Source organism: Amycolatopsis sp. NPDC114504 (genome assembly GCF_055633595.1).
The window spans coordinates 898,821-923,696 of the sequence record NZ_JBVKDU010000006.1; the positions used below are offsets into that span (position 1 = coordinate 898,821).

A 24,876-nucleotide genomic window follows, 5' to 3' on the forward strand; every position below is an offset into this window, starting at 1 on the left:
GGTCACCGGTCGAGACCGTGCCGTTCGGCATAACGCAGCGCCTCGACCCGGCTGGCCACCCCGATCTTGGCGAAGGCGTTGTTGATGTGCGTCTTCACGGTCGTCTCGCCGATGACCAGCTCGGCCGCGATCTCGCCGTTGCTCAGTCCGGCGGCGATCCACCCGAGCACCTCGGCCTCGCGTGCGGTGAGGCCGTCGGGAAGCTTTTCCTTGCGTGAAAGGGGTTTCCTGGCTTCGGCCAGCGCCCCGGCGACCTGCCGCGAGACGTCGGCCCCGAAGGTCAGCTGCCCGGCGACGACGGCCCGCAGCGCGGCGCCGATCTCGTGGCGGCCCGCGTCCTTCGTCAGGTAGCCCTTCGCCCCCGCCGCGAGCGCCCCGGCGATCGACTCGTCGTCCGAGTACGTCGTGAGGACGAGGACGGCGACGCCGGGGTGCTCGCGCGTCAGGCGCCGGGTCGCCTCGACCCCGGTCAGGACCGGCATGGTGAGGTCCATGAGGACGACGTCGAGTCGGTCGAGCGTCCCGGCCAGGTCGAGTGCCTGCGCGCCGTCGGCCGCCGAGCCGACGACGTCGACGTCGTCGAGGAGCCCCAGGAGCGCGACCAGGCCTTCGCGCACGGCCTGCTGGTCGTCCACCACCATCACCGCGATCGTCATGATCGGCAGTCTGCCGCATTCCCGGTGTTCGGGAGAATGGCCGCATGCTCATCCCCGAAAGTGTCAAGACCCACTGGTGGCGCGCCGCTCTCGTGGTGGTGGCGGTGGTCGTGGTCTGCTTCTCGGTGAGCCCGTTCGGCGGGCTGTTCGGCCTGGTCCCGATGCTGGTCTGGGTTTCGCTGGCGCCTTCGCGCCGGTCCGGGCTGATCGTCGGAGCGGTGCTGCTGGTGCTGCTGGCGTGGTTCGTCGTGCCGGGCGCGCTGAGCCTGGGCGGGCGGTGGGTGCCGGCGCCGATCGAGGTCTACTGGCTGCACACGACGCTCGCGGCGGTGGTGTGCGCGATCGGCGCGCGCCGGTTCGTCCGGCCGCTGGTTCTGGCCATCGCCGGGTTCGTCGTCGCGGGCGGGGCGTGGTTCGCCGGGTTGCAGGAGGCACCCGGCGACGAAGGGGTCGTGCCGGTTCCGGCCGGGCTGCGGGTCGTCCCGGAAATCGACTGCGGTTCCGGCGGCTGCTGGCGGGTCCTGGAAGCCACCGGCGACCACGCCCCCGAAGTGCTGCGGGACCACGTCATGGCCCGGCACTTCACGCCCGCGACCGACGACGCGTACCGCACCACGGCCCGGTTCTGCCGGCACACCGGGATCGTGGTGGACCACGAGGTGTGCGTGACGATCCGCCCCCGCGGGACGGACGCGGCGCGGGTCGACTGGTACGTGAACTGAGGGAGGCGGCGCGGCGGGTCGAGGCCGCCGCGCCACCCGGAGGCCTCAGCCCGGGGCCACCGCCCGGCCCGTCTGAGGCGAGATCATCCCCGCGCACAGCCCGCGGCTCGCGAGGGTCTGCGCGATCCGCGGGATCGCGGCCAGGGTGTTGCCGGGCCATTCGTGCATCAGGATGACCTGGCCGTTGGTGAGCCGGGCGTTGGCCGCGACGATCGCGTCGACGCTCGCGTTGTTCCAGTCCTGCGAGTCGACGTCCCAGATGATCTGCCGCAGGCCGTACTTCGCTTCGACGGCTTGCAGCGTCCCGTTCGTTTCCCCGTACGGCGGGCGGAAGAGCCTCGGCGTACCGCCACCGGCAGCCGCGATCGCCTGCTGCGTCCGGGAAATCTCGGAGTCCATCTGGGACTGGCTCTGCTGGGTGAGGTGCGGGTGGGTGTAGCTGTGGTTCCCGACCCACATACCGGCGCTCACCTGAGCCCGCACCTGCGCGGGATAGGCGGCGGCGTACTGGCCCTCGTTGAACATGGTCGCCCGCAACCCGTTCTGCCGCAAGGAGTTCAGCAGCGCGGGAGTGTGCGCATTGGACGGTCCGTCATCGAAGGTGAGACCGACGTACCCGGTGCAGGCGGCAGCTTCCGCCGGCCCGACGGCGGCCATGGTCGTCACGGCCAACGCGGCCGCCATGATCAAGGGACGCATCGGTCAGCCCACCGTCAGGTTGGAGTTGCCACTGCTCTGGTAGCCCTCGGTGGCGAGGATCATGTAGTAGTTGAAGCTCCCGAGCCGCATGCCGTAGCGCGCCCAGGCGTCGAAGTGGTTCCCGGTGGTGATGGTCCCGCCGGTCTTCTTCTGCTGCCGCACGGACCAGTACTGGTTGAAGGTCTTGGTCCCCTCGACGGACGGCGCGTTGTAGCGGGTGGTCTGGTAGACGTCGTAGGTGCCACCATCGCTGGTGACGGTGCCCTTGTAGGTCCCGGTCGGCCGGTAGGTGCCCCAGTTGTCGACGATGTAGTACTCGACGAGCGGGTTGGAGGTCCAGCCGTAGAGGGCGAGGTAGCCGTTCCCGGAGGGGTTGAAGCTCCCGGAGTAGCTGACGGTCCGCCGGCTCCCGTTGCTCCAGCCCTTGCCCCCGACGAAGTTCCCGACGTTGCTCCAGTTCATCCGGTAGTTGCCCCCGGAGGTGAGCGTCATCTGGACGGAGCCGCCACCGTCGGTCCAGAAGGAGTAGTAGTAGCCCCCGTTGCTCCCGGTCTGGCTCTTGGTGAGAACGGTATCGGCCCTGGCCACGCCGGGAACGAGCGCGGCGATGAGCGCAAGGGCGACCCCCACCCTGAAGCGGTTCTTGGTGAGCATGCTTCCTCCTCGTCGAGGCTGGCCAGGTGGGGAAAGCATGTGATCGGAGCTGGTGGTGGGGCAATAACTTTCGGAAAGTTTCGGGAGTACGGAAGAGTTTTCCCGAGTCAGCCGCGCCGCGACCGGATCAGCGCACGCCGCCGCGCCAGCGGCGCGTCGAGCAGCCGAATCCAGGCGGGGACGGCAAACTCGTCTCCGGCGACGGCGACCGGGCGGTACGCACCGGCGTCGCTTCCCTCGCTCTGTCGCACGACTTCCTCGTAGAACCACGAGGAAGCGATGGTGGCCAGTAGAGCCGACGCATCCGCCAAGGCGTGTTTGAGCACGGGCGCGTCCACCAGCCGTTGTGCGTCGAGGATCGAAGCGCCGGTGACGCCGTGGGCGTCGAAGGTCACTTCACCGGCGTGCAGCGCCAGCCTCAGCCTCATCTGCTCCTCGGGCGGGTGCACGCCGTTGTGCGCGGCCAACTCCTCGGCGAGCGCACCGGGGAGCCGCTCGGCGAAGGGCGTCTTCGAGACGGCCGCCGGACCCAGCACGAGTACGCCGTCCCCGAGGTCCGAGTACTGGCAGACAGCCCACGGAATGCCGGCCGCCACGAAGGCCCGCTCGAGGGCGCGGTACATTCCGCGGCGGATCCTGATCTTGTTCGGGTTGGTCCGGGAGTAGCGCCCAAAGCCTTCGACGTCGATCACGAGGATGGTGCAGTGTGCCGTGTCGAGTTCGACGCTGCCCTGCCAGTCGACGTTGACGACGGGTGGCCGGGAGGGAGCGAGCGCTAGCTCCGGACGGACCCGGGAGGTCCGCCCACGAAGTTCCGCTCGAGGCTCCGACATGGCGCAATTCATCCGTTCGGGGTATCCGCTCGGGGGGTCGCGTACCCGATGACAAGTGGTAATACGAGGTTAGCGGAACCCGGTGGGGGCATGGTCACCGCAACCGCATACTGTGTGGTTACCGTAACCAGCGGAGGACTGTCCCCACAATGAGCGCGCCGTCGTCTCCCGTCGTCGCATCGTGGGAGCTTGCCCTGCGCTTGAAACGGCAGCGGGAGCGGCTGGGCATCGAAGTCAGGGCGATCACCGAAGCCCTGGACTTCACTCGCAACTACTGGAGTGCCGTCGAAAACGAGCGCAAGATCCTCTCCCCGGAAGCGCTCACCCGCGTCCTCGATCTGTTCGAGTTCGATGAAGAGGAAAAAGCCGAGCTCCTGGCGCTGCGCACCGCCGCCAAGGAACGCGGCTGGTGGTCGAACTACTCAGCGCTTTTCGACGCCGACGTCCAGCGCCTGTTCGGACTTGAACAGGGCGCTCAGGCGGTTCGGGACTGGGAAAGCCTGCTGATCCCGGGGCTCCTGCAGACCGCCGACTACATCCGGGCGATCATGACGCCCGCGGTGACATTGCCGCGCGTCGAGGTTGACCAACGCGTTGAAGCCCGGCTGCGCCGCCAGGCCCGGATCGCGGACGCGGACGACCCCTTCACCCTGACCGCCATCATCAGCGAAGCAGCCCTGCGGCAGCAGATCGGCGGGCGGGCAGTGCTCAAGCAGCAGCTCGCGCATCTGGCCGAGCTGATCGAGAGTCACCCGCGGAAGCTCGACGTCCGCGTCATTCCGTTCACCGCCACCGCGTGCGGACTCTTCGGTGCAGCAACCGTGCACCTCATCGAATTCGGGAACCCGCGGCTCCCCGCCCTCGCATGGCAGGAAACCGTGACCGCCTGGGGCGTCATCGACGACCCGGTGCAGGTCCGGAACATCGCCACCACCTACGAGGACGCATATGGGCGAGCGCAGACCCGGGAGAAAACCCTGCAGATCGTCCGAAAAATCTTGAAGGAACTGAGTTGACTGTAGAGTTTTCGCGCGCACCGCGCCTCGACGGATGGTTCAAGAGCAGCTATTCCAACGCCGGTGGCAGCTGCGTCGAAACCCGGCTGACATCCGACACCGCTCTCGTTCGCGACACCAAGGACCGCCGGCCCGGTCAACCGATCATCGAGCTTTCCGCCAGTGCCTGGACGTCCTTCCTCCACGCGATAACTCCAGAGGATGGTTCGATGTCGTGCCTTTGATCAGGTGAGGGGTAACTGCAGGGCCCCTCACCCCAAAGCGCGAAAGTCCGGCTCGGCCGGCCCGACCAACCGAACCCAAGCTTGTGCCGTGGTTTCCTTCTCCTGAACCACCACAGGCTCATAACGGCCGCTCAATGGACTGTGCCGAATGATCTCGTCGTAGTACCAACCCGAGGCGATCACCGCGAGATCACTGTCCGACCAGGCCAAGCTCTTCCGCAACACCACGGAATTGAGCAGCCTGAACGCGTGCACGATCGCCGAACCCGTCGTGCCATAGCTGTCATAGCTGACTTCTCCCGCATGAAGCACCATGCGGAGCCGGATGCGTTCCGGTGGCCGATGAGCGCCGTTGTGGTCCGCCAAGGATCTCGTCAAAGCGTCCGGGACCAGTTCGCTGAACACCGCCTTCGGATAACCCGCGGGAACCAGCAACAGCACCCCTTCGCCGAAGTCCGCGTTATGGCAGTGACTCCACGCGACGCCACTCTCAGCCAACGCCTGCTGGAAAGCCCGGTACAGCCCCTCCCGCAGCACCAGACGGTGCAGGTTTGTGCGGTCGAACGACGAAAACCCGTCGATACCGAGCGCGAGAATCGTGTGGTGGACCGGATCCGCCACCGGCTCGACAACCAAAGGCGGCGCACTCCCCCGAAGCCACTCCCACACATCCGTCCACGACATGCGCTGATCGTGAACTCGCCCGGTGGACACTTCGCTTGCCGCCTGCTGGACAAAACCTTGACAGCCACTCGACCCGCGCTGAAACCGGCCCGGTGCAGGGTTACGGTGCTGGTCAGGACGACCGGCCGGGGGTGGACGGGAAGCCTGATGGAATTTCGGATCCTGGGGCCCGTGGAGCTGCTGCTCGGCGACCTCACCGTCGGCCTCGGGCGGGCCAAGGAACGCTCCCTGCTGGGTGTCCTGATGCTCAACCACGGCAAGGTCGTCACCGTCCGGACCGTCACCGAAGCACTCTGGGACGACAACCCGCCCGAGCACGCCCGAAACGACCTCCAGACCTACGTCAGCCGGCTCCGGGCCTGCCTACGCGGCTTCGGCGTCTCCGCGCGGATCGTCACCCAGCGCGCCGGCTACCAGTTCCTGCCTGGGAACGACGATCTCGACTACGCACGCTTCAAAACCCTGATTCGCGACGGCGAGCGCGCGCGGGAAACCGGGCGGCTCGACGAGGCCGCCAACGCGTTGCGGGAAGCGATGGATCTCTGGCAGGGCCCCGCCGTCGAAGACCTCGGTACCATCTGGATGGAGCAGAAACGGGAAGACCTCGACCGCTACGAGCGCGTCGCCGGCTACCAAGCGCTGTGCGCCGTCGAGCTCGAGCGCCGCAACTTCCGCGAGGTGCTGCGGATTCTCGACGAAGCCATGGTCGACCACGAGCTGGACACCCAGTACATCGCGCAGCGGATCACCGCGCTGGACGGGCTCGGGCACTACGAAGTCTTCGACACCTACTGGAAACAGGTGTACGACCGGTTCGCCCGGTCGTTCGGGACCGGGCCCGGCCAAGAGCTGCAAGGACTGCACCAGCAACTGCTCCAGTCCCGGGATTCGCCCGCCGACCGGCACCGCACCCAGGCGGCTCTCCGCTCGCTGCCACCCGCCCAGCTGCCGTCGACCGTCAGCCAGTTCGTCGATCGCGACGAGGATCTCGGCCGGCTGAACGCGTTGTTCCTGCGCTCCCGGGTCAAGGGCCCGGCCGCGACGCTCATCATCGCCGTCACCGGGCCGGCCGGTGCCGGCAAGACGGAGCTGGGACTGCACTGGTCGCACGCCGTCCGCGAGCGGTTCCCCCACGGGCAGCTGCACGCCGACCTCTCCGGGTACGCCACCGGCCCGCCCCGCGACCCCGCCGACGTGCTCGCCGAGTTCCTCGACGCGCTGGGAGTCGCCGTCATCCCCGCGAGCCTGAGCGCCCGGACCAGGATGCTGCGGACCCTGCTCGACGACCGCCGGGTGCTCGTCTTCCTCGACAACGCCCGGGATTCCGGGCAGGTCGTGCCCCTGCTGCCGGGCAGCGCGCACTCCGTGGTCGTCGTGACCAGCCGGTACCGGCTGAGCGACCTCGTGACCCACCACGGTGCTTATCGGCTGGAAGTCGCTCCCTTCACCGAAGCCGAGATCGCTCCGCTGCTCGAAAGCCTGCTCCGCGACGCCCCGGCCGAGCCACCCGATCCGGCGGCGGCGCTCGCGTTGACCGGCGGCATCCCGCAAGCCGTCCGCACCCTCGCCGAACTCCTGCCCGGCAACGGCGGCCTGCCGAGCCCGGCCGAACTCCTCCTGGCCGGCGAACTGGCGTCCGGCACGATCCTGACCTCGGTGTTGTGGTCCTACCGCGCCTTGGAGCCTCCGGCGGCGCGGCTCTTCCGCTCGCTCGCGCTCACCATCGGGCCCGGCATCTCCCTGGAAGGGATCTGCGCCCTCGACGGGACCGACGACGAGACGTCTCGCGGCGCCGTCACCGCGCTCGGCTCCTTGTACCTGGTGAGCCGGGAAGACGGCCGCTACCGGATGGACGTCCTCACGCGCGCGGCCGGCGAACGGCTCGCGCTCGCCCACGACTCCCCCGCCGACCGCTCGCGGGCCGAGGCGCGGCTCCTCGACTGGTACATCGCCCGGGTCACGGACGCCGCCGAGGTACTGGCGCCCGCCCTGCGGCGCACGGCCGAACTGCCCCAGGCCGGTCGCCTGCCGGATTTCGCGGCGGCGCAAGCGTTCCTGGCCGACGAGGAAGCGAGCCTGTGCGCCGCGATCCGCCGTGGGACAGACGGCAACCTGTCCCGGGCGGTGACGTTGCTCCGGCTGGTGCGGCCCCACCTGACCATCAGCAGCACCGCACCCGAATGGCGCGAGGCCGTCCAGGCGGTCCTGCTCGCCACCCGGGCCGACCACGACCTCGACGCCGAGGGGCAGGCGTGGACCAGCTTGGCGCGGATCCACCGCGCCCTCGGCGATCCGGGGAAGACCGAGGAGTCCCTCGAGCTGTCGAGCGCGATCTTCCACAACACCGGCAACAGCCGTGACCGGTCCGAAGTCCTCCTCCTGCTCGCCCGCCACGCGGAAGACACAGGTGACCCGAGCCGGGCCGAATCCTGCCTGCGCCAGGCCCTCGACATCCAGCACAGCCTGAACGAACCAGCCCAGTGCGCCGCAGCCCACGGTGCCCTCGGCACGCACCTGCGGCATCAAGGCGAGATCGAAGAAGCGGAGACGCACCTCTCCCACGCGAAAACGCTGTACGCCGAGCTGGGCGATCACCGGCGCCACGCCGCGATGGCGCTGGAGCTCGGGCTGCTGAGCCGTCAGGCCGGCCGGTCGACCGAGGCACTCCGGCGGCTCACCGAAGCAGTCACACTGCACGATTGGTACCCGGCGGACCACGAGGGGACGCTCACCGCCCTGGTCGAGCTGAGCGAAGCCGCCTGTGATGCCGAGGAACATCAGGACGTCCTGCTGTTCGCCCGGAAGGCGCTGGGGATTTCGCATTCCCCCGCCGACCACGTCCGGGTCGTCCGCGCGCTGGTGGCGCTGGTGCGGTCCCTCGCCGCGACCGGCCGGCAAGCCGAAGCGTGGAACGAGTCCCGCCAAACGATCGCCCTGGTCGCCGACGCCGGCGACCCGGTGCGCGAGCACGTCCGCGAGCAGTTCACCCGGCTCGGGTTGTGGCCACCGCATTAGGGAAAACCCGAGCCGTTCCCCTTTAGCTTGACCCCCGTACTGTTGCCGAAGCAGGGGGACCAGCCATGAAACGCACCACCGCGGCCATCACACTCGGATTCGCCGTAGCGGCCTTCCCCTTGGTCACGACCACAGCGGCGTCGGCGGCCGTCAGCTGTGGCACCCAATGGACCCCGGGCTCCTCGGGCCCGAACGCCCGCGACTACCAGTGGGGCAACTGCGGCACCGCCGCCGCGAAGATCAAGGTCTACTCCCTGACCTACGGCGGCGCCTTCAAGACCCTCATCGGCGAAAAGTGCGTAGCCGCCAATGCGGTGGCTCCGCTGGGCGGAACCACCGATTGGCGCGTCCTCTCCTACACCGGCGAAGACACCGGCGCGGGCTGCTGAAACCGGCAGGGTGAGCCGGGCAACCGGCTCACTCCCGCAGGCCGATCGCGTCGATGGGGCGGGCCCGCAGCGCCGCCCACGTCGACAGCCCCATCGCCAGCATCCCCAGCAGCACCGCGCCGCCGATGATTCCGAAGTAGACGGACAGCGGTCCCGACGGCACCGGGCTCCCCCGCAGGCCCACATTGAGCAAAACCAGCGGCACCAACGCGACCAAAGTCCCCAGCACCACAGCGATCCCGACCGTCGCCAGGGCCTCGAGACGCATCATGTGGGTCACCTGGCGGCGTGTCGTACCGACCAGCCTCAGCAGTGCGAACTCGCGAGACCGCTGGGCCGTCGTCAACACCAGTGTGTTGGCCACCGAAATCGCCAGGTACCCGACGATCACGCCCACCGCCACCAGGTTCAGGTAGAACTGCGCCTGCCGCTCCCCGCCCGCCGACGCGGCCGGCGCCGAAGAAGCCACCGTCAAGCCCGGGTACGGCAACGCACGAAGCGCCGTCGCCACCGTCGCGGGGTCGGCGTCCGGGGACCGCCGCACCAGCACCGAATCGTCCAGGCGGCCGCCGTTGTGCTCGCGGGCCAGGGCCACCGGCAGGACGAAGTCGCCGAAGGCCAGGTCGTGCGTGTACGTCGCCACCAGGCGCAACTTCGCCGGTGCGCCGTCGCCGAAGTAGAACGTCACCTCGTCGCCGATCTTCTTGTCCAGCCAGTCGGCCTCCGACCGGCTCAACGCCACCGTGTCGCCCGTCAGGTCCGCGAGCCGTCCGCTGTCGACGCCCAGCTCCAGCGCGCCGCGGGTCTGGTCGCCCGCCAGGCCCTGTGCCGGCTTTCGCTGGACGTCCACGCTGTCGCCCACCGTCGACGCCGTGATCACCGACGTCCGCACCACCGGCGTCGCCGTCGCCACCCCCGGGACCCGGGCCAGCGCCGCGGCGACCTCCGGTGAGACACCCGCCGGGGCGCTCAGCACGTAGTCGGCCGTCGTCGAGCGGGCCGTCTCCTCCGCCGCGGCCGCCGTCGACGACGTCTGGCTGTAGAACGTCGCCAGTGCGAACGCCACCGACAGCATCAGCGGGGTCACCGCCGCCGCCAGCCGCCGGGTGTTGGCCTGGGCGTTCGCGCCCGCCAGGTACCCGCTGATCCGCCAGACCCGCCCCAGCACCGACGCCAGCACCCGGGTCACCAGCGCCGTCACCTGCGGGCCGACCACGGCCAGCCCGATGACGACGACCAGCGTCGCCATCGTCGAGATCGCGGTCCCGATGTCGCCGCGCAGGAACAGCGGGACGAACGCGCCGCCGAAGCCCACCAGCACCAGCGCCCAGCCCGTGATCAGGCGGACGCGGCCGAGCTCACGGCGTTCGACGGCCGCCTCGCCGAGCGCTTCGACCGGCCGGATCGTCGACGGCCGCCGCGACGCCGCCCAGGCCGCCAGCCGGGCCGCGCCCAGGCCGAGCAGCAGCGCGGCCAGCGACGGCAGCGGGCTGATCGCCAGTTCGAAGTCGGCCGGGATCACCCCGATCGCCGCGAACGCGTCCCGCAGCCCCGACGCCACCGCGAGCCCCGCGGCGCCACCCAGCACCCCGGCGACGAGCGCGACCAACGTCGTTTCGGTGCCGATGAGCTTCCGGACCTGGCGAGGAGTCGCGGCGATCGCCCGCAGCAGCGCGAACTCGCGGCGTCGCTGGTTGATCGTCAGCGCGAGCGTGCTCGCCACCACGAACACGGCTACGAGCAGCGCGAACCCGCCGAACGAGCCGGCGATGGCCAGCAGCAGCATCCGCGTCTGGCTGACGTCGAGGAACTCGATCGTGCTGCGCTCGACGCCCGTGGTGACCGCGGCGCCGTCCACGACCGCGCCGATCCGCTCGGCGAGCGTCTCCGGCGCCACGCCGGGCTCGGCCAGCACGCCGATCGCGTGCGCCTGGCCGGGACGTCCGGCCAGGTCCGCGGCCCGATCGGGGGTGAAGAACAGCGCCGACTGCCGCGAGAGGGCGTCGACGATGCCGCTCACCCGGAACGTCCGCGGCACCGACCGGGTCGCGATCTTCACCTGCCCGTCGACGCCGACGCCGGCCCGCTGCGCCAGGTCGGCGTCCAGGACGACCTCGTCGGCCGCGCCGGGCGCCCGGCCCGCGCGCAGCGTGAACGGCGCCAGCACGGCCGCGTCCCAGTTGTGGCCCAGGGACTGCGCGCCCCCGAGCACCTCCCCGGACGCCGTCACGACCTGCGCCGGGAAGCTCTGCTCGGCCACCGCCGCGCGGACGCCGGGCACCGAAGCGATCCGGCCGGCCAGTGCGTCCGGGACCGACGGCTGCTCGCCGACCTGCTCGGCCGACAGCGCGTCGGCACCCGGCGGCCGGACGCTCTGCGCACCGCCGACGACGACCGCCGCGGCGGCGTAGCGCTGGGTGGGGACGCCGGCGCGCAGGCCGGACTCCATGAGGACCCCGCAGCCCGCCACCAGGGCGGTGCCGCACAGGATCGCGATGAACGCGCCGGCGAACCCGCCGAGCCGCGTCCGGATCGTCTGCCAGGCCAGTGACAGCACGGTCACCACTCCCCGAGGTGCGTCATCCGCTCCGCCACGCGCTCGGGCGTGGGGTGCGGGAGGTGGCCGGCCAGCTTGCCGTCGGCGAGGAACAGGACGCCGTGCGCGGCGGAGGCCGCGACCGGGTCGTGGGTCACCATCAGGACCGTCTGCCCCATGCCGTCGACGACGGCGCGGAGCAGGTCGAGGACCTGCCGCGCGGTGCGGGTGTCGAGCGCGCCGGTCGGCTCGTCGGCCAGCACGACGTCGGGCCGGGCGATGAGCGCCCGGGCGATCGCGACGCGCTGCTGCTGCCCGCCGGACAGCTCCGCCGGACGGTGTTCCAGCCGCTTCGCCATGCCGACGCCTTCGACGATTTCGCGCAGCCACTGCGGGTCCGGCTTGGTGCCGGCCAGCCGCAGCGGCAGCGTGATGTTCTGCAGCACGTTCAGCGACGGCATCAGGTTGTAGGCCTGGAACACGAACCCGACGCGGGTGCGCCGCAGCCGCGTCAGCTCGTTCTCCTTCAGCCGCCCGATCTCGGTGCCGCCGAGCAGGACCTTCCCCGAAGTCGGCCGGTCCAGGCCGGCCGCGCAGTGCAGGAAGGTGCTCTTGCCCGAGCCCGACGGGCCCATCACGGCGGTGAACGTCCCGCGCGGCACGTTCGCCGTCACGCCGTCCAGCGCGGTGACGGCGCCGTCGCCGGAGCCGTACACCTTCCGCACCCCGGCCAGTTCCAGCGCATTCGCTGTCGTCATCGTGGTCCCCTTCGTTCTCTCGTAAGGAAAACTAGGGCGGTGGGGCCGTGGCTTGAATCCCGTGGAGAGGTGGATGCGGGGTAGCGCCAGCACCACCACCGGGGTGGGGTGGGACACTGTCGGCGTGACGACCCGCCTGCGCGAGTGCTGGTCGGCGGCTCGTTACCTCGTGGTCGGCGCCGGCACGTCGCTGTTGTCGATCTTCGCCCTCGCCGGGCTCTTCGCCGTGCTGCTGCTGTGCCCGTTCGGCGTCGGCATCCCGTCGCTGGCCCCCGCGATCAAGCTGTCGCGGTGGCCGGTCGGGGTCGACCGCCGCCGGGCCGCGCGCCGGCTCGGCGACGCCATCCCCGAGCCGTACCGGGACGGCTCGCCGCTGAAAGACCCGGCCACGCGCCGCGACCTCGCGTGGCTCGCCATCCACGCCGCGACCGGGATGCTGCTCGGCAGCATGGCGGTCGGGCTGCCGCTGGGCGTGCTCCAGCAGGTCGTGACGCTCGTGGCGTGGCCGGCGTCGGGCGGGATCCAGGGGTCCCTCGGTTTCGTCGTCGACTCGTGGCCGCGCGCCGGGCTGACTCTGCTGGTCGGCATCGCCTTCACCGGGCTGACGCTCCTGCTGCCGCGCGCCGCGCAGTGGCAGGCCCGCACCGCGCGGAAGCTGCTGCGGCCCGCCGCGGGCGTCGTCCTGGCCGACCGGGTCGCCGAACTGACCGCGACGCGGGCGGCCGCGCTGGAGGCGCACGGCGCCGAGCTGCGCCGCATCGAGCGTGACCTGCACGACGGCACCCAGGCGCGGATCGCGGCGGTCGTCCTGCAGCTGGGCATCGCCGGTCAGCTCTACGACCGTGACCCGGCCACGGTGCGCGACCTGCTGGTGAAGGCCCAGGACACCGCGACCGACGCGCTCGCCGAGCTGCGGACGGTCGTGCGCAGCATCTACCCGCCGTTGCTGAGCGAGCGCGGCTTGGCCGGCGCGGTGCAGGCGCTCGCGGAGCGCACACCGGTGCCGACGGCGGTCACCGTCGAGTACGAAACCGGCCGCCCGGCCGCCGTCGAAGCGGCCGCGTACTTCGTCGTCGCCGAGGTGCTGGCCAACGTCACCAAGCACGCCGACGCGTCCCGGGTGGACATCACGCTCGGCGGCACGGTGAGCCTGCTGACCCTGGAGATCCGCGACGACGGCCGCGGCGGCGCCGACGAGAAGCGCGGCAGCGGGATCGCCGGGATCCGGCGCCGCGCCGAAGCCTTCGACGGCACCCTGACTCTGACCAGCCCACCCGGTGGGCCGACCGTGCTGCGAGTGGAGCTGCCATGCGGGTCGTGATCGCCGAGGACGACGCGCTGCTGCGCGAAGGCCTCGCGCTGCTGCTGAAGACGGCGGGCATCGAGGTCGCCGCGACGTTCGACAACGCCGAGGACTTCCTGTCGTTCGTCGAGGCCGACCGGCCCGACGCCGTCGTGATGGACGTCCGGATGCCCCCGACCCACCGCGACGAGGGCCTGCGCGCGGCCGTGCGCGCCCGCGAGATCCACCCGGGCCTGCCGGTGCTGGTGCTGTCGGCCCACGTCGAGACGAGCTACGCGGTCGAACTGCTCGCGGACGGCGTCGGCGCGGTCGGCTACCTGCTCAAGGAGCGGGTCGGCAAGGTCGAGCGGTTCCTCGACGCGCTCGAGCGGGTCGCGAAGGGCGGCACGGCGATGGACCCGGAGGTCATCGGCCAGCTGATGTCCCGCCGCCGCGCCGCCGATCCCCTCGAGGCGTTGACGGCACGCGAACGCGAAGTGCTGGCGCTGATGGCCGAGGGCTACAACAACAGCACGATCGCCGAGCTGCTGGTCGTCAGCGACGGCGCGGTCCTCAAGCACATCCGCAACATCTTCGCGAAGCTCGGCCTGCCATCGGACGAGGGCGGCGGCCACCGCCGGGTGCTGGCGGTGCTGGCCTACCTCGGCCGCGACGCGGGGTAGCGCAGGCACCACCCCGGTTTCGGGTGCCGGCGGGATCGTCGAGGCGGGCCCGCGTTCGTAGTGTTCGGGGCATGGAAAACACCACTGCCCCCGCCCGCACCGCCACCCCCGTCGTTCTCTGGGTGGTCCTCGCCATCAGCGCCGCGGTCAACGCCGGCGGCTCCGTGACCGGCCTGGACTTCACGCTCCGCATGATCGCGGGAGGTATCGCGCTGGCCGCGACTGCGGGGCTGATCACCTACTACGTCCGGCGACGGCGATAGCCGACGCGGTCAGCGCCGCGGCGGTCCAGAACGGGTTCAGCACGCCGGCGAGCACCGGGCCCGCCGTCGCCCCGACGTTGAGCGCCGCTGTCGCATAGGAGCCCGCCATCGTCGGCGCACCGGTGGCCAGGCGCAGGATCCGGGTGATCACCGTGCCGCCGACCGCGAACGACAACGCGCCTTGCGGGAACGCGAACAAGACGAGCGCCGCTGGGACCAGGGCCAGCGCGATCCAGCCCCCGAGCAGCAGCGACCCACCGATGACGACGACCCGGCCGGGCCACCGGTCCGCGAGGCGTCCGGCCGCGGTGATGCCGGCGAAGCACCCGGCACCGAAGAGGCCGAGCACCACCGGCGCCGGCGCGACGCCCTCGCTCAGCGGCGCCAGGTAGGTGAAGACGCCGAAGGTGGCTGCGTTGACGAGCGCCGCCCGGAGCAGCACCGGCGCGAGCGGACGGAGTTCGGCGAACTCGCTCCTCAGGTCGGCTTCGCCGCCGACGGGGGTGCTGGGGATGCGCGACACCGCGACGAAGGCCGGCAGGCACAGCGCGGCGACGGTCCAGAAGGCCGCGGGCCAGCCGAGCAGCGCCCCGCCGGGGATGCCGGCGACGCACGCGAGGGTCGTCCCGCCGAGGAGGACGGCGAGCGCGCGGCCGGTGCGGTCCGGCGCCACGAGCGCGACGGCCGCGGTCAGTGCGACTGCGAGGAACCCGGCGTTCGCGACGGCGGCGACCACCCGCGTCGCGAGCAGGACGGCGAAGGACGTCGTCAGCCCGCCGGCGACGTGCGCGACGACGAAGAGGACCAGGAAGGCGTTCAAGGCGGTGCGAGGTCGCCAAGTCCGCGCGAGCGCGGCCATGAGCGGCGCCCCGGCGACCATCCCGGCGGCGAAGGCGGAGGTGAGGTACCCGGCCTGTGCGACCGAGACGCCGAGCGTCGCGGCGATGCCGGGGACGAGCCCGGCCAGCATGAATTCGGACGTGCCCATGGCGAACACGCCCAGGGCGAGGAAGTACAGGGACAAGAGAAGCTCCAGGGATCACGAACGCGGTGGACGCTTCGTGGTCACCCGGGGAGCCCGGGAAGTCGGGAGTTACCGGGCCGCCGGGATGACCGGCGGCCCCCACCCTGGACGCTTCGGGGCTCGACATGGCCCCGACCTTACCGGTTACGGTGAACCGTGGCGGAACTCGACGAGACGGTCGCACTCCTGGACCTGTGCCTGGAACCGATCGCGAAGCGCCCGGTCGACCTCTCCGACCCGGCCTGGGCGGAGAAGCTGCGCACCGCCCAGCCCCTGGACGAGGCCGGGATCCGACCCGAAGCCGAGGAAGCGCTGCGGACACTCCTCAATCGCTACGAACACGGCGACGACGAGACGCGAGCCGCCGTCCGGGCGGTGTTCGAGCGCTACCCGTCGTTCTGCTGGGCCGCGCACCTCCCGGGTGCGGACGTCCGCACCCGGCTCCTGCACCTGTCGGCCCGTGACCACGGCCGCGACACCCGCGACGAAATCCTCGCTCTGAACGCGATCTGCGACGAAGCCGGCACAGACATCACGCCGCTCCTGCGAGAAATCGCGGAGCTCTCGAGCACCGTCGACAAGTACGGCATGGGCTCGATGCGCGACCTCTTCCTCCGCGCGGCCGGCCGGGTCAGCCCCGGAAGCTCGCCCGGTAGGCCTGCGGACTCGTCCCCACCACCCGCTTGAACCGCTCCCGGAACGCGCCCGGCGAGCCGAACCCCACCTGTGCCGCGATCCGGTCCACCGGCTCGCCCGTCGCCTCCAGAAGATGCTGCGCGCGCCGCACCCGGGCCCGCAGCAGCCACTGCAACGGCGTCGTCCCCGTCTGCTCGCGGAAACGGCGGTTCAACGTCCGGGTGCTCATCCCCACCTGCGCCGCGACGCCGGACAGCGTCAGCTCCGCCGCGCAGTTCTCCTCCAGCCACGTCAGCACCGGCTCCAGCTCGGACCCGCGCGGTGTCGGCGGCGCGTCGTGCGCGATGAACTGGGACTGGCCGCCCTCGCGCTCCAGGGGCATCACCGACAGCCGGGCCGCCGACGCCGCCACCGCCGAACCGTGGTCGCGGCGGATCAGGTGCAGGCACAGGTCCAGGCCCGCCGCCGCGCCCGCCGAACTGAGGATCTGCCCGTTGTCCACGTAGAGCACGTCCGGATCGACGTCGATCGCCGGGTAGAGCCGGGCGAGCTCGGGCGCGGCCGCCCAGTGGGTCGTCGCGCGGAGACCGTCCAACAAGCCCGTCTCGGCCAGCACGAACGCCCCCGAGCAGATCGACGCGATCCGCGCTCCCCGCGCCGCCGCGCTCCGCAACGCCGAGATCACCGAAGACGGCAGGGGCGGGTTCGACGCCCGGCCCGGCACGATGATCGTGTCCGCGTCCGCCAGGCCGCCGAGGTCCCACGGCGGCCGGAGCGTGAACATCCCCGCGTCGAGCTCGGGCTCGGGGCCGCAGATCCGGACCTCGTAGGCCGGTGCGCCGTTCAGGAGGGTCCGCGAGAAGACCTCGATGGGCGTCGCCAGGTCGAACGGGACGACCTGGTCGAGCGCGAGGACCGCCACGATGTGCATGGCACCACGGTAGACCGTCCACTAAGGACGGAGGCTGCGCAGCATCAGGTTCGCGAAGTGCTCGCCGACCTGCTCCCCCGACAGCGGGCCGTCCGCGTGGTACCACATGTGGAGCCGGTGGATCGCGCCGTAGTGGTAGTTGATCACCAGGTCGGCGGGGACGTCGTCGCGGAAGACGCCCGCGCGCTGCCCCTCGGCGACGAGGTCGCGCACGCGCTCGTGGTAGACGCGCCGCTCGGCCCGCACCTGGACCTGCTTGGACTTCTCCAGCAGCGGGAACGACAGGAAGAACACCGTCGCCGCGTCGAGGTCGGCGATGCTGGTGACGACGACGTCGGCGATGATGGCGTGCAGCCGTTCCGGCAGCGGCAGGTCCGACTCCGCGATGGTCCGCATCCGCTGGGCCTGCATCCGCAGCATCGCGGTGTAGATCTCCAGGAGCAGGTCGTCCTTGGACTCGAAGTAGTGGTACAGCCCACCTTTGGTGACACCGGCCTCTTCGACGATCTCCCGGACCGTCGTGGCCTCGAACCCCTTCTCGGCGAACAGGCGTACCGCCGCCCGCACCACCTTGTCCCGCACGCTCATGTCGCCACCCTATGTGAGCGGGGAGGCCGGTCCGCACGGCGCCGCGGACCGGCCCGATCCTCACTTGCCCAACAGGTTCACCTGCTCCGGAGTGGCGCGTTCACCGGTGTACGGCGTGATGGCCCCGGTGCCCCGGTCGGTGACCGACGGTGGCTGGATCACCGTCGTCGTGGTGTCCGGGTTGATCTTGAACACGAACCCGCCGGTGTACCCGGAGTGCGAGTCCTTCGAGAACCCGAACGGCGTGAGGCCCGGGCCCTTCAGCTGCCCGGAGCTCATCGCTTCGACGATCTTCTGGCGCGTCGGGTCCGGCCCGGCGGCCTTCAGCGCCTGGCCGAACGTGTACCCCAGCACCATCCCGTAGAACAGCGTGTTGGTGAGCGGCTCCTTCGGGATGTACTTGTCGTGGATGCCCTTGAAGTAGGCGACCCACGGGTCGGACGTCTGCGAGACGTCGGGCAGGTAGCCGGTGCCGATCAGCCCGGACAGCAGCTGTGCGCTCGAGACGGTCGCGCCGCCGCGCTTGGCGAAGTCCTGCAGCAGCCCGGACAGCGTCGCCGGGTCCGCGCCGATGCTGCTGACGACGAACTGCGGCTTGTAGCCGATCTTGGCCGCGGCCAGGATCGACAGCGCGGTGAACGCCGGGATGCACTCGCAGACGACGACCTCGGCGCCCGCGGCCTTGAGCGCGGACAGCTGCGGCGTGACGTCGGTGTTGGCGCTGTCGTAGCCCTGCCGGACGACGGTCTGGTCCTTCACGAACTGGTCGAGCCCCGCCTGGGTGTCCCGGCCGATGTCGTCGTTCTGCGTGAAGTACCCGATCTTCTTGCCGGCGAAGTTGTCCTTGATGTACTTGCCCTGGATCTTGCCCTCACGCGCGTAGTCCAGCTGGTAGCCGAAGGTCATCGGCGCCTTCTGCGGGTTGTCCCACGCCAGCGCGCCCGAGGACACCAGCAGGTCCGGCACGCCCTCGGTGTTCAGGTAGTCGACGACCTTCGAGTGCGTCGGCGTGCCGAGCCCGCCGACGATCGCGAACACCTTGTCCTGCAGGACGAGCTTCTTGACGACCTCGACGGTCTTCGTCGGGTTGTACCCGTCGTCCTCGACCTTGTAGTCGATCTTGCGGCCGTTGATGCCGCCGCCGTCGTTGATCGACTGGAACACCGCGCGGGCGCCGACGGAGATCTTGCTGTACCCGGGCGCGGCCGGGCCGGTCAGCGGCTGGTGCGTGCCGATGGTGACGGTGTCCTTCGTGACGCCGACGGCCGAGTCGGCGGCCTGCTGACCGCCGCCGTCGCTCTCCCCCGCACCTCCGCACGCGGTCAGGGCCAAGGCGAGAGCGAGGAACCCCGCGCCGTACCTAGTGGTTCTCATGGTTCTCCTTCTTTTCGGCGGGTCGACGGAGAAGCTTGCGCAGCCACTGGAACCCGCCCTGCATGCCGCGCGGGAAGGCGAGCACGACGACGATGAGGATCACGCCGTACACCGCGAGCGGGAGGTTGTTGGCGACGTCGGTGTTGAGGTGCAGGACGTCGGCGAGGTCCTCGGACCAGGCCTGGAAGTAGACGAGCGCGACCGCGCCCCACAGCGCGCCCCACAGGGAGCCGAGCCCGCCCAGCACGACGGCCGCCAGCAGGCTCAGCGACAGCGCGGGCGTGAACGAGCCGGGTGCGGCGGTGCCGAGCAGGAACGCCTGCAGGCCGCCGGCCAGGCCACCGCACATCGCGCTGATCAGGAACGCGAGGATCTTCGTGCGGCCGACGGCGATCCCGCTCAGCGACGCGGCGACCTCGTCGTCGCGCACGGCCCGGAAGTCGCGCCCGAGCCGGCCGCGCACGACGTTGACCACCAGCACCAGCGCGATGAGCACGCTGAGCCAGACGACCCAGGTCTGCCAGCGCAGCTCGGGAACGGCCACCCCGGACGGTCTGCTGTGGACGGTGAAGCTGAGTCCGTTGCTGCCGCCAAGGAAGTCCTGGAACCGGCGGGTCAGCGCGGGCAGGCCGACGGCCAGCGCGAGCGTCGCCCCGGCGAGGTACGGGCCGCGCAGCCGGGCCGCGGCGGCCCCGGCCAGCAGCCCGGCGAGCCCGCCGGCGGCCGACGCGAGCAGCAGGTCGGCCCACAGCGGGAACGACGGCACCCGGCGCACCAGCAGCGCCACCGTGTACGCGCCGATGAACATGAACGCGCCGTGGCCCAGGGAGACCTGCCCGGTGAGCCCGGTGAGCAGGGTCAGCCCGGCGACCGCGATCAGGTAGTAGCCGATCGTCGCGATCCGCAGGTTGGTGAACTCGTCGGTGACCAGCGTCAGCAGGACGACGGCGGCGAACGCGGCCAGCGCGAACAGGACGTGGCGGAGCAGCGGTGGCAGCGTCCGCTTGTTCGCCACCGCCTCGGCGCGGGTCTCCGGAAGACTCGTGCGCACGGTCATACCCGCCTCACCTTCGCGCGGCCGAACAACCCGCTGGGACGCACGATCAGCACGACGACGAGGATCGCCAGCGCGGCGATCGTCACCATCTCCGGTCCGAGGTAGCCGGACACGTAGGACAGTCCGACGCCGACGACGAACCCGCCGGCGATGGTGCCCAGGGGGTTGTCCAGGCCGCCGAGCACCGCCGCGGTGAGCGCGTAGACGAAGACGCCGTCCAGCACGTTGGGGAAGAGGAACGGCGGGGTGGCGAGCAGCCCGGCCAGCGAGCCGACCGCCGCCGCCAGTCCCCAGCCGACGGTGAGCATCAGCCCGACCCGCACGCCGAGCGTGCGCGCCACCTCCGGGGCGAACGCCGCCGCCCGCATCCGCAGGCCCAGCGGCGTGTACTTGAACACCACCAGCACGAGCGCGGCGATCACGAGCACCACCAGCACCACGAAGAGGTCGTTGGCGGAGAACCGGCCGACGAAGTCGAAGGCGTACGGGAACGCCAGCGGCTCGTTCGACCAGATCATGCCCGCGATCGCCTGCAGCACCAGCAAAAGCCCGAGCGTGACGATGATCGAGCTCAGCTCGGAGCGGTGCCGCAGCGGCCGGATCAGCAGCCGTTCGGTGGCGACGCCCAGCAGCGTCCCGGCCACGATCGCGACGGCGAAGCCGAGCCAGTAGCTGCCCGTCGCCTTCGTCACGGAGTACGCGAGGTACGTCGAAATCAGGGCGAGGGCGGGCTGCGCGAAGTTCACCACCCGGGTGGCCCGGTAGATGATGACCAGCGCGAGCCCGAGGGCCGCGTAGACCGCGCCGGCGGAGATCCCGCCGAGGGTCAGGTCGAAGAATTCCTGCATACCGGACCGTTCACCTCCATGATTACGGTCTTCAGAACCCGAGGTAGGCGTGGCGGAGACCGTCGTCGGCCAGCAACTCCGCGGCGGTGTCGACGGCCACCACGCTGCCGAGCGCGAGGACGTAACCGTTGTCGGCGATGGACAGCGCGCTGTGCGCGTTCTGCTCGACGAGCACCACGGTGAGCCCGGTCGAGGTCCGCAGGTCCCGCAGGATGCCCATGATCCGGGCGGTGATCAGCGGTGCGAGACCGAGCGACGGCTCGTCCAGCAGCAGCAGTTCCGGCCGGCTCATCAGGGCGCGGCCGATGGCCAGCATCTGCCGCTCGCCGCCGGACAGCGTCGCGGCGGGTTTCGCCGCACGTTCTTCCAGCGGCGGGAAGAGCTCGAACACCTCCCTGCGCGCGGCCTCGCGGTCGGCGCGGTCGCGGCGCCACAGCGCGCCCAGCCGGAGGTTCTCGTCGACGGTCAGCTCGGTGATCACCCCGCCGCCTTCGGGCACGTGCGCGACGCCGCCGCGGGCGATGCGGTCGGGGGCCAAGCCGGTGAGGTCCCTGCCGGCCCAGGCAATCCGGCCGCCGCGGGCCGGCTGCAGGCCGCTGATCGTGCGCAGCAGCGTCGTCTTGCCCGCGCCGTTGGCGCCGAGCACGGCGGTGATCCCGCCGCGGTCGACCCGCAGGCCGACCCCGTCGAGCGCGCGGACGGCGCCGTAGGCCACGGAAAGCTCGTCGATCTCAAGCACCGGGCGCCTCCTCGGCGGGGTCGCCGAGGTAGGCCTCGGCCACGCGGGGGTCGGCCTGGATCTCGGCCGGGGCGCCCGCCGCGATCACCTCGCCGAAGTTGAGCACCACGACGCGGTCGCAGACCTGCATGACGAGGTCCATGTGGTGTTCGACGAGCACGACCGCCATGTGCCGCCGCAGGGAGAGGATCAACGTCGAGAGCTCGATGAGCTCGGCGGCCGAAAGCCCGCTGGCGGGTTCGTCGAGCAGCAGCAGGTCCGGCTCGGCCACCAGCGCCCGCGCGAGGGCGACGCGTTTTCGCACGCCGTAAGGAAGAACGCCGGGCAGCCGGTCGGCGAGATCGGCGATCCCGAGCTCCCCGAGCGTCTGGCGGGCCCGCTGCGCGAGACCGGCTTCGTCGCGCGCCGAGCGTCCGGCGCCGACGAGCGCGGGGAGCAGGCCGGTCTTGGCGTGCCGGCCCGCGCCGGCCATCACGTTCTCGAGCACGGTCAGCCCGGCGAAGAGACCGAGACCCTGGAGGGTGCGGACGATCCCGAGCCCGGCGAGGTGTTCGGGACGGTGCCGCACGAGCGGTTCGCCGCGCCACAGCACGCGCCCGGACTGGGGCCGGACGAAGCCGCAGATGACGTTGAAGAGCGTCGTCTTCCCGGCGCCGTTGGGGCCGATGACCCCGACGACGGTGCCGGCGTCGACGCTCATCCGCACGTCGTTGAGCGCGGTGAGCCCGCCGAACCGCACGGTGAGGCCGTCGACCACGAGCAGGTCTTCGCGGGGAAGAGCCTCACCACGAGGTGTCATCGATGACACTCCTGTCTCACCATGTGGACCGGGCCGTACCGCGCGGTCGGTATGAAGAGGGTGGGGTGCGGCGCCGGTCGTGTCAAGGTGCGAACCACCGGAAACCGGATCGACGCGGGCCGGTCCGTGAATTTCGAGATGCCCGTGTGCCGGGGGAAGTCCTTACGACGCAAGAAGGGCGGGTGCGCTTTTCAGCGCACCCGCCCTTCTCCTCCAGACCCCGGTCAGCCGGTACTCGCCTGCGGGGCGATCATCGAGGAGGCGTCGAGCTTCGTCTGGACGACGCCCAGCTGCTGCAGCAGGTCCGGCACCCGCTGGATGCGGCGGGCATCCAGAGTGGACCCGAACGCGGGCATCACCATCAGGCTCGCGATGTCCTGGTCCACCTTGGCGTTGCGGACGACGAGCGGCTCGATCCGCGCGCGGTCGACCGCGGCGCGCGTGGCGTTGAGCATCGCGCGCTGGAACGCCAGCATCGTCTTCGGGTGGGCCTGGACCCACTTCGCCGTCGCGCCGAAGCCGGTGAGGGGGAACGACTGCGTGCTGCCGCTGGCGGCGTCGATGACCGGGTACGCGCCGGCGACCTTGGCCGACTGGGTGAGGAACGGTTCCGGCTGGTAGGCGGCGTCGACGCGGCCCTGCGCCAGCGCGGTCCCCATGTCCGGCAACGGCATCGGCACCCACTGCACCTTGTCGAAGCCGACCCCGTGGTCGCGCATCACCGACCGGGTCAGCACGTCCGAAGCGGCGTTCTTCGAGCTGATGGCGATCCGCTTGCCGTTCAGGTCGCCGACCGTCTTGACCGGCGAGTTCGGCACGGTGACCAGCTCGTTGCTGCGCGGGCTGGCCGAGGTGGCGTCCGCGATCAGCCGCACGTCGGTACCGTTGTTCTTCGCCAGGAAGAACAGGGTGTACGTGGACATCGCGAGGTCGTCCTGGCCGTTCGTCATCCGGGTCAGGGCCTCCTGGCCGCTGGCACCGGTGTCGGCCTGCACGTCGAGCCCCTGGGCCTTGAAGTAGCCGCCCTCCTGGGCCAGCCAGAAGGTCGCCAGGTCGACGGCGGAAAAGATGGCGACCCGGATCGCCGGCTTTTCGACGGCGCCGCCCGATCCGGAGCCACCGCGCTGACTGCACGCGCTCACCAGTGCGAGGACGAGAGCGAGCACGGCGAACCGGCGTGTCGAGGCGTGTTTGAGCATGCCAATCCTCGCAGAAGAATCTACAAACCACGGAAATCCGGCTCGTTCAGCCGCGATCTGCCGGACTGTAGATGACGTTTTCCGGGTCCGCAAATATCGATCCGGGAAAGCCTGAACAGCGTTCAAACAGGTAATCCACTGACCGGACCGTGATCACCAGCGGAAACAAACCCACGAGAAGCCGCCACACAGCGTGATCAACCTCCGCCATTCAGCCGAGCGCACTACAGCGGATGACCCATCGGGAAAGGAATCGCCGTGCGCGGCCGGCCAGCGAAAAACCAATTTCGGCGGAAGCGGTAACAAAAAGATCGCCTTCGGAGACTCTGGCGAGCGGAATGGGAGGGGTGCGCGATGAACGTGTCGTGGAAGTACCGGCCGCCGATGCTGTCGCCGAGGTTCGCCCACGAGGTGGCGACCGTCGGGGACGACGTCTTCGTGCTCGGCGGGACCGACGGGAACGTGGGCTTCGGCTCGGTGGAGACGCGCAAGGTCACGGGCAGCGGCGCCTGGCGCTACGTCAGCCCGATGCCCACCCCGCGCGGCAACCACGCGGCCGGGGTGGTCGGCGGGCTGATCTACGCCGCCGGCGGGATCACCGCGGACGAGCGCACCAGCGACGTCGTCGAGGTCTACGACCCGGCGACCGACGCATGGCGGCCGAGCCCGCCCCTGCCCGTGCCGCTCGGCGCGGCTTCGGCGGCCGGGCTGGGCGGAAAGCTTTACGTGGCAGGCGGTTTCGTCGGGGACGGCGATCCGGAGGAGCACGCCACGGACGCCGTGCTCGTCTTCGACCCGGCGACGGGACACTGGGCGCCGGTGGCCCCGATGCTCACCCCGCGCGCCCGGTTCCGGCTCGTCGCGACCGAGACGCACCTGTACGCGCTCGGCGGTTTGCCCAGCCGGCAGCAGACCGCGCTCGACGCGGTGGAGCGGTACTGCCCGGACACCGACCGCTGGGAAGCGGTCGCGCCGATGCGCAAGCGCCGCGGCGCGCCCGGCGCGGTGCGGGTGGGCGACCGGATCGTGGTGGCCGGCGGCGGTCCCGCGCCGGTCGAGGACCCGGCCGCCCGCGACCGCACGACCGAGGTCCTCGACGTCCGCACGGGGGAATGGGTGCTGCTGGGCACGCTGCTCCCCCACGGCCGGGCGTCCCTGCTCTGCGCGGCGACCCCGGCGCACCGCGTCCTCGCCATCGGCGGGAACGCCAACCTCTACGGCAGCCTGGTGACGGTGCCGGACGTGCTTTCGCTCAAGCTGCCCTGAG

Annotated in this window: 26 protein-coding genes; 10 read left to right on the plus strand and 16 right to left on the minus strand. The window is 70.9% G+C overall.

Going from position 1 to position 24,876, the window contains the following annotated elements; all coding sequences use genetic code 11:
- Positions 1-2: 2 nt before the first annotated feature.
- A complete protein-coding gene (locus ACZ7PG_RS45810; protein WP_470245485.1) occupies positions 3-656 on the minus strand; it encodes a response regulator in 654 nt (217 codons plus the stop codon).
- Positions 657-700: 44 nt separating this feature from the next.
- Between ACZ7PG_RS45810 and ACZ7PG_RS45815 the strand changes: the two genes are divergently transcribed.
- The gene (locus tag ACZ7PG_RS45815; protein ID WP_470245486.1) at positions 701-1,378 is read left to right on the plus strand and encodes a hypothetical protein; all 678 of its coding nucleotides are present in this window, start codon (positions 701-703) and stop codon (positions 1,376-1,378) included.
- A gap of 45 nt (positions 1,379-1,423) precedes the next feature.
- Here the strand turns inward: ACZ7PG_RS45815 and ACZ7PG_RS45820 are convergent, their stop codons facing one another.
- From ACZ7PG_RS45820 to ACZ7PG_RS45830, 3 genes are all read right to left on the minus strand, one after another.
- On the minus strand, positions 1,424-2,077 hold the full coding sequence (locus ACZ7PG_RS45820; protein WP_470245487.1) for a polysaccharide deacetylase family protein: 654 nt from the start codon (positions 2,075-2,077) through the stop codon (positions 1,424-1,426).
- Positions 2,078-2,080: 3 nt separating this feature from the next.
- A complete protein-coding gene (locus ACZ7PG_RS45825; protein ID WP_470245488.1) occupies positions 2,081-2,731 on the minus strand; it encodes a glycoside hydrolase family 11 protein in 651 nt (216 codons plus the stop codon).
- 107 nt (positions 2,732-2,838) lie between these two features.
- Complete coding sequence (locus tag ACZ7PG_RS45830; protein ID WP_470245489.1) at positions 2,839-3,423, minus strand: hypothetical protein; 585 nt, start codon at positions 3,421-3,423, stop codon at positions 2,839-2,841.
- Positions 3,424-3,713: 290 nt separating this feature from the next.
- Between ACZ7PG_RS45830 and ACZ7PG_RS45835 the strand changes: the two genes are divergently transcribed.
- Positions 3,714-4,580 (plus strand): helix-turn-helix domain-containing protein, encoded by an 867-nt coding sequence (locus ACZ7PG_RS45835; protein WP_470245490.1) that lies wholly within the window; start codon positions 3,714-3,716, stop codon positions 4,578-4,580.
- Positions 4,577-4,804 carry a DUF397 domain-containing protein gene (locus ACZ7PG_RS45840; RefSeq protein WP_470245491.1) on the plus strand — a complete coding sequence of 76 codons (228 nt, stop codon included), beginning with the start codon at positions 4,577-4,579 and terminating at the stop codon, positions 4,802-4,804. Before ACZ7PG_RS45835 ends, ACZ7PG_RS45840 begins: the two co-directional genes overlap by 4 nt.
- Positions 4,805-4,831: 27 nt before the next feature.
- Here the strand turns inward: ACZ7PG_RS45840 and ACZ7PG_RS45845 are convergent, their stop codons facing one another.
- Positions 4,832-5,488, minus strand: a complete 657-nt coding sequence (locus tag ACZ7PG_RS45845; RefSeq protein WP_470245492.1) for a hypothetical protein — start codon at positions 5,486-5,488, stop codon at positions 4,832-4,834.
- Positions 5,489-5,635: 147 nt separating this feature from the next.
- Here ACZ7PG_RS45845 and ACZ7PG_RS45850 point away from each other — a divergent pair, with 147 nt between their 5' ends.
- Positions 5,636-8,503 (plus strand): AfsR/SARP family transcriptional regulator, encoded by a 2,868-nt coding sequence (locus tag ACZ7PG_RS45850; protein ID WP_470245493.1) that lies wholly within the window; start codon positions 5,636-5,638, stop codon positions 8,501-8,503.
- A 65-nt stretch (positions 8,504-8,568) separates the two neighbouring features.
- A complete protein-coding gene (locus ACZ7PG_RS45855) occupies positions 8,569-8,892 on the plus strand; it encodes a hypothetical protein (RefSeq protein ID WP_470245494.1) in 324 nt (107 codons plus the stop codon).
- Positions 8,893-8,920: 28 nt separating this feature from the next.
- Here ACZ7PG_RS45855 and ACZ7PG_RS45860 read toward each other — a convergent pair whose 3' ends face one another.
- Both ACZ7PG_RS45860 and ACZ7PG_RS45865 read right to left on the minus strand, forming a co-directional pair.
- Entirely contained in the window at positions 8,921-11,449 is a 2,529-nt protein-coding gene (locus ACZ7PG_RS45860; RefSeq protein WP_470245700.1) for an ABC transporter permease, read from the minus strand.
- Between the two features lie 2 nt (positions 11,450-11,451).
- Positions 11,452-12,186 (minus strand): ABC transporter ATP-binding protein, encoded by a 735-nt coding sequence (locus ACZ7PG_RS45865; RefSeq protein WP_470245495.1) that lies wholly within the window; start codon positions 12,184-12,186, stop codon positions 11,452-11,454.
- 124 nt (positions 12,187-12,310) lie between these two features.
- Between ACZ7PG_RS45865 and ACZ7PG_RS45870 the strand changes: the two genes are divergently transcribed.
- The 3 genes from ACZ7PG_RS45870 (at position 12,311) to ACZ7PG_RS45880 (ending at position 14,414) form a co-directional block, all read left to right on the plus strand.
- Positions 12,311-13,507: a sensor histidine kinase gene (locus ACZ7PG_RS45870; protein ID WP_470245496.1), complete on the plus strand. Its 1,197-nt coding sequence runs from the start codon at positions 12,311-12,313 to the stop codon at positions 13,505-13,507.
- A complete protein-coding gene (locus ACZ7PG_RS45875) occupies positions 13,495-14,151 on the plus strand; it encodes a response regulator transcription factor (protein WP_470245497.1) in 657 nt (218 codons plus the stop codon). The genes ACZ7PG_RS45870 and ACZ7PG_RS45875 overlap by 13 nt, the downstream gene beginning before the upstream one ends.
- Positions 14,152-14,222: 71 nt before the next feature.
- Positions 14,223-14,414, plus strand: a complete 192-nt coding sequence (locus tag ACZ7PG_RS45880) for a hypothetical protein (RefSeq protein ID WP_470245498.1) — start codon at positions 14,223-14,225, stop codon at positions 14,412-14,414.
- On the opposite strand, the gene ACZ7PG_RS45885 is transcribed toward ACZ7PG_RS45880, so the two are convergent.
- The gene (locus ACZ7PG_RS45885; RefSeq protein ID WP_470245701.1) at positions 14,386-15,450 is read right to left on the minus strand and encodes an MFS transporter; all 1,065 of its coding nucleotides are present in this window, start codon (positions 15,448-15,450) and stop codon (positions 14,386-14,388) included. The genes ACZ7PG_RS45880 and ACZ7PG_RS45885 overlap by 29 nt on opposite strands.
- Positions 15,451-15,594: 144 nt before the next feature.
- Here ACZ7PG_RS45885 and ACZ7PG_RS45890 point away from each other — a divergent pair, with 144 nt between their 5' ends.
- Positions 15,595-16,125, plus strand: coding sequence for a hypothetical protein (locus tag ACZ7PG_RS45890; protein ID WP_470245499.1), 531 nt, complete (start codon positions 15,595-15,597; stop codon positions 16,123-16,125).
- Here ACZ7PG_RS45890 and ACZ7PG_RS45895 read toward each other — a convergent pair.
- From ACZ7PG_RS45895 to ACZ7PG_RS45930, 8 genes are all read right to left on the minus strand, one after another.
- Positions 16,070-17,005 carry a GlxA family transcriptional regulator gene (locus tag ACZ7PG_RS45895; protein ID WP_470245500.1) on the minus strand — a complete coding sequence of 312 codons (936 nt, stop codon included), beginning with the start codon at positions 17,003-17,005 and terminating at the stop codon, positions 16,070-16,072. The two genes, ACZ7PG_RS45890 and ACZ7PG_RS45895, sit on opposite strands and share 56 nt — an antisense overlap.
- A gap of 21 nt (positions 17,006-17,026) precedes the next feature.
- Positions 17,027-17,593, minus strand: coding sequence for a TetR/AcrR family transcriptional regulator (locus ACZ7PG_RS45900; RefSeq protein WP_470245501.1), 567 nt, complete (start codon positions 17,591-17,593; stop codon positions 17,027-17,029).
- 60 nt (positions 17,594-17,653) lie between these two features.
- Positions 17,654-18,967, minus strand: a complete 1,314-nt coding sequence (locus ACZ7PG_RS45905; protein WP_470245502.1) for an ABC transporter substrate-binding protein — start codon at positions 18,965-18,967, stop codon at positions 17,654-17,656.
- Complete coding sequence (locus tag ACZ7PG_RS45910) at positions 18,954-20,024, minus strand: branched-chain amino acid ABC transporter permease (protein ID WP_470245503.1); 1,071 nt, start codon at positions 20,022-20,024, stop codon at positions 18,954-18,956. The genes ACZ7PG_RS45905 and ACZ7PG_RS45910 overlap by 14 nt, the downstream gene beginning before the upstream one ends.
- Positions 20,021-20,872, minus strand: a complete 852-nt coding sequence (locus ACZ7PG_RS45915; RefSeq protein ID WP_470245504.1) for a branched-chain amino acid ABC transporter permease — start codon at positions 20,870-20,872, stop codon at positions 20,021-20,023. Before ACZ7PG_RS45915 ends, ACZ7PG_RS45910 begins: the two co-directional genes overlap by 4 nt.
- Positions 20,873-20,903: 31 nt before the next feature.
- Positions 20,904-21,611, minus strand: coding sequence for an ABC transporter ATP-binding protein (locus tag ACZ7PG_RS45920; protein WP_470245505.1), 708 nt, complete (start codon positions 21,609-21,611; stop codon positions 20,904-20,906).
- Complete coding sequence (locus tag ACZ7PG_RS45925; RefSeq protein WP_470245506.1) at positions 21,604-22,410, minus strand: ABC transporter ATP-binding protein; 807 nt, start codon at positions 22,408-22,410, stop codon at positions 21,604-21,606. Before ACZ7PG_RS45925 ends, ACZ7PG_RS45920 begins: the two co-directional genes overlap by 8 nt.
- Positions 22,411-22,634: 224 nt before the next feature.
- Positions 22,635-23,609 (minus strand): ABC transporter substrate-binding protein, encoded by a 975-nt coding sequence (locus ACZ7PG_RS45930; protein ID WP_470245507.1) that lies wholly within the window; start codon positions 23,607-23,609, stop codon positions 22,635-22,637.
- Between the two features lie 354 nt (positions 23,610-23,963).
- Between ACZ7PG_RS45930 and ACZ7PG_RS45935 the strand changes: the two genes are divergently transcribed.
- Entirely contained in the window at positions 23,964-24,875 is a 912-nt protein-coding gene (locus tag ACZ7PG_RS45935; protein WP_470245508.1) for a Kelch repeat-containing protein, read from the plus strand.
- Position 24,876 lies beyond the last annotated feature (1 nt).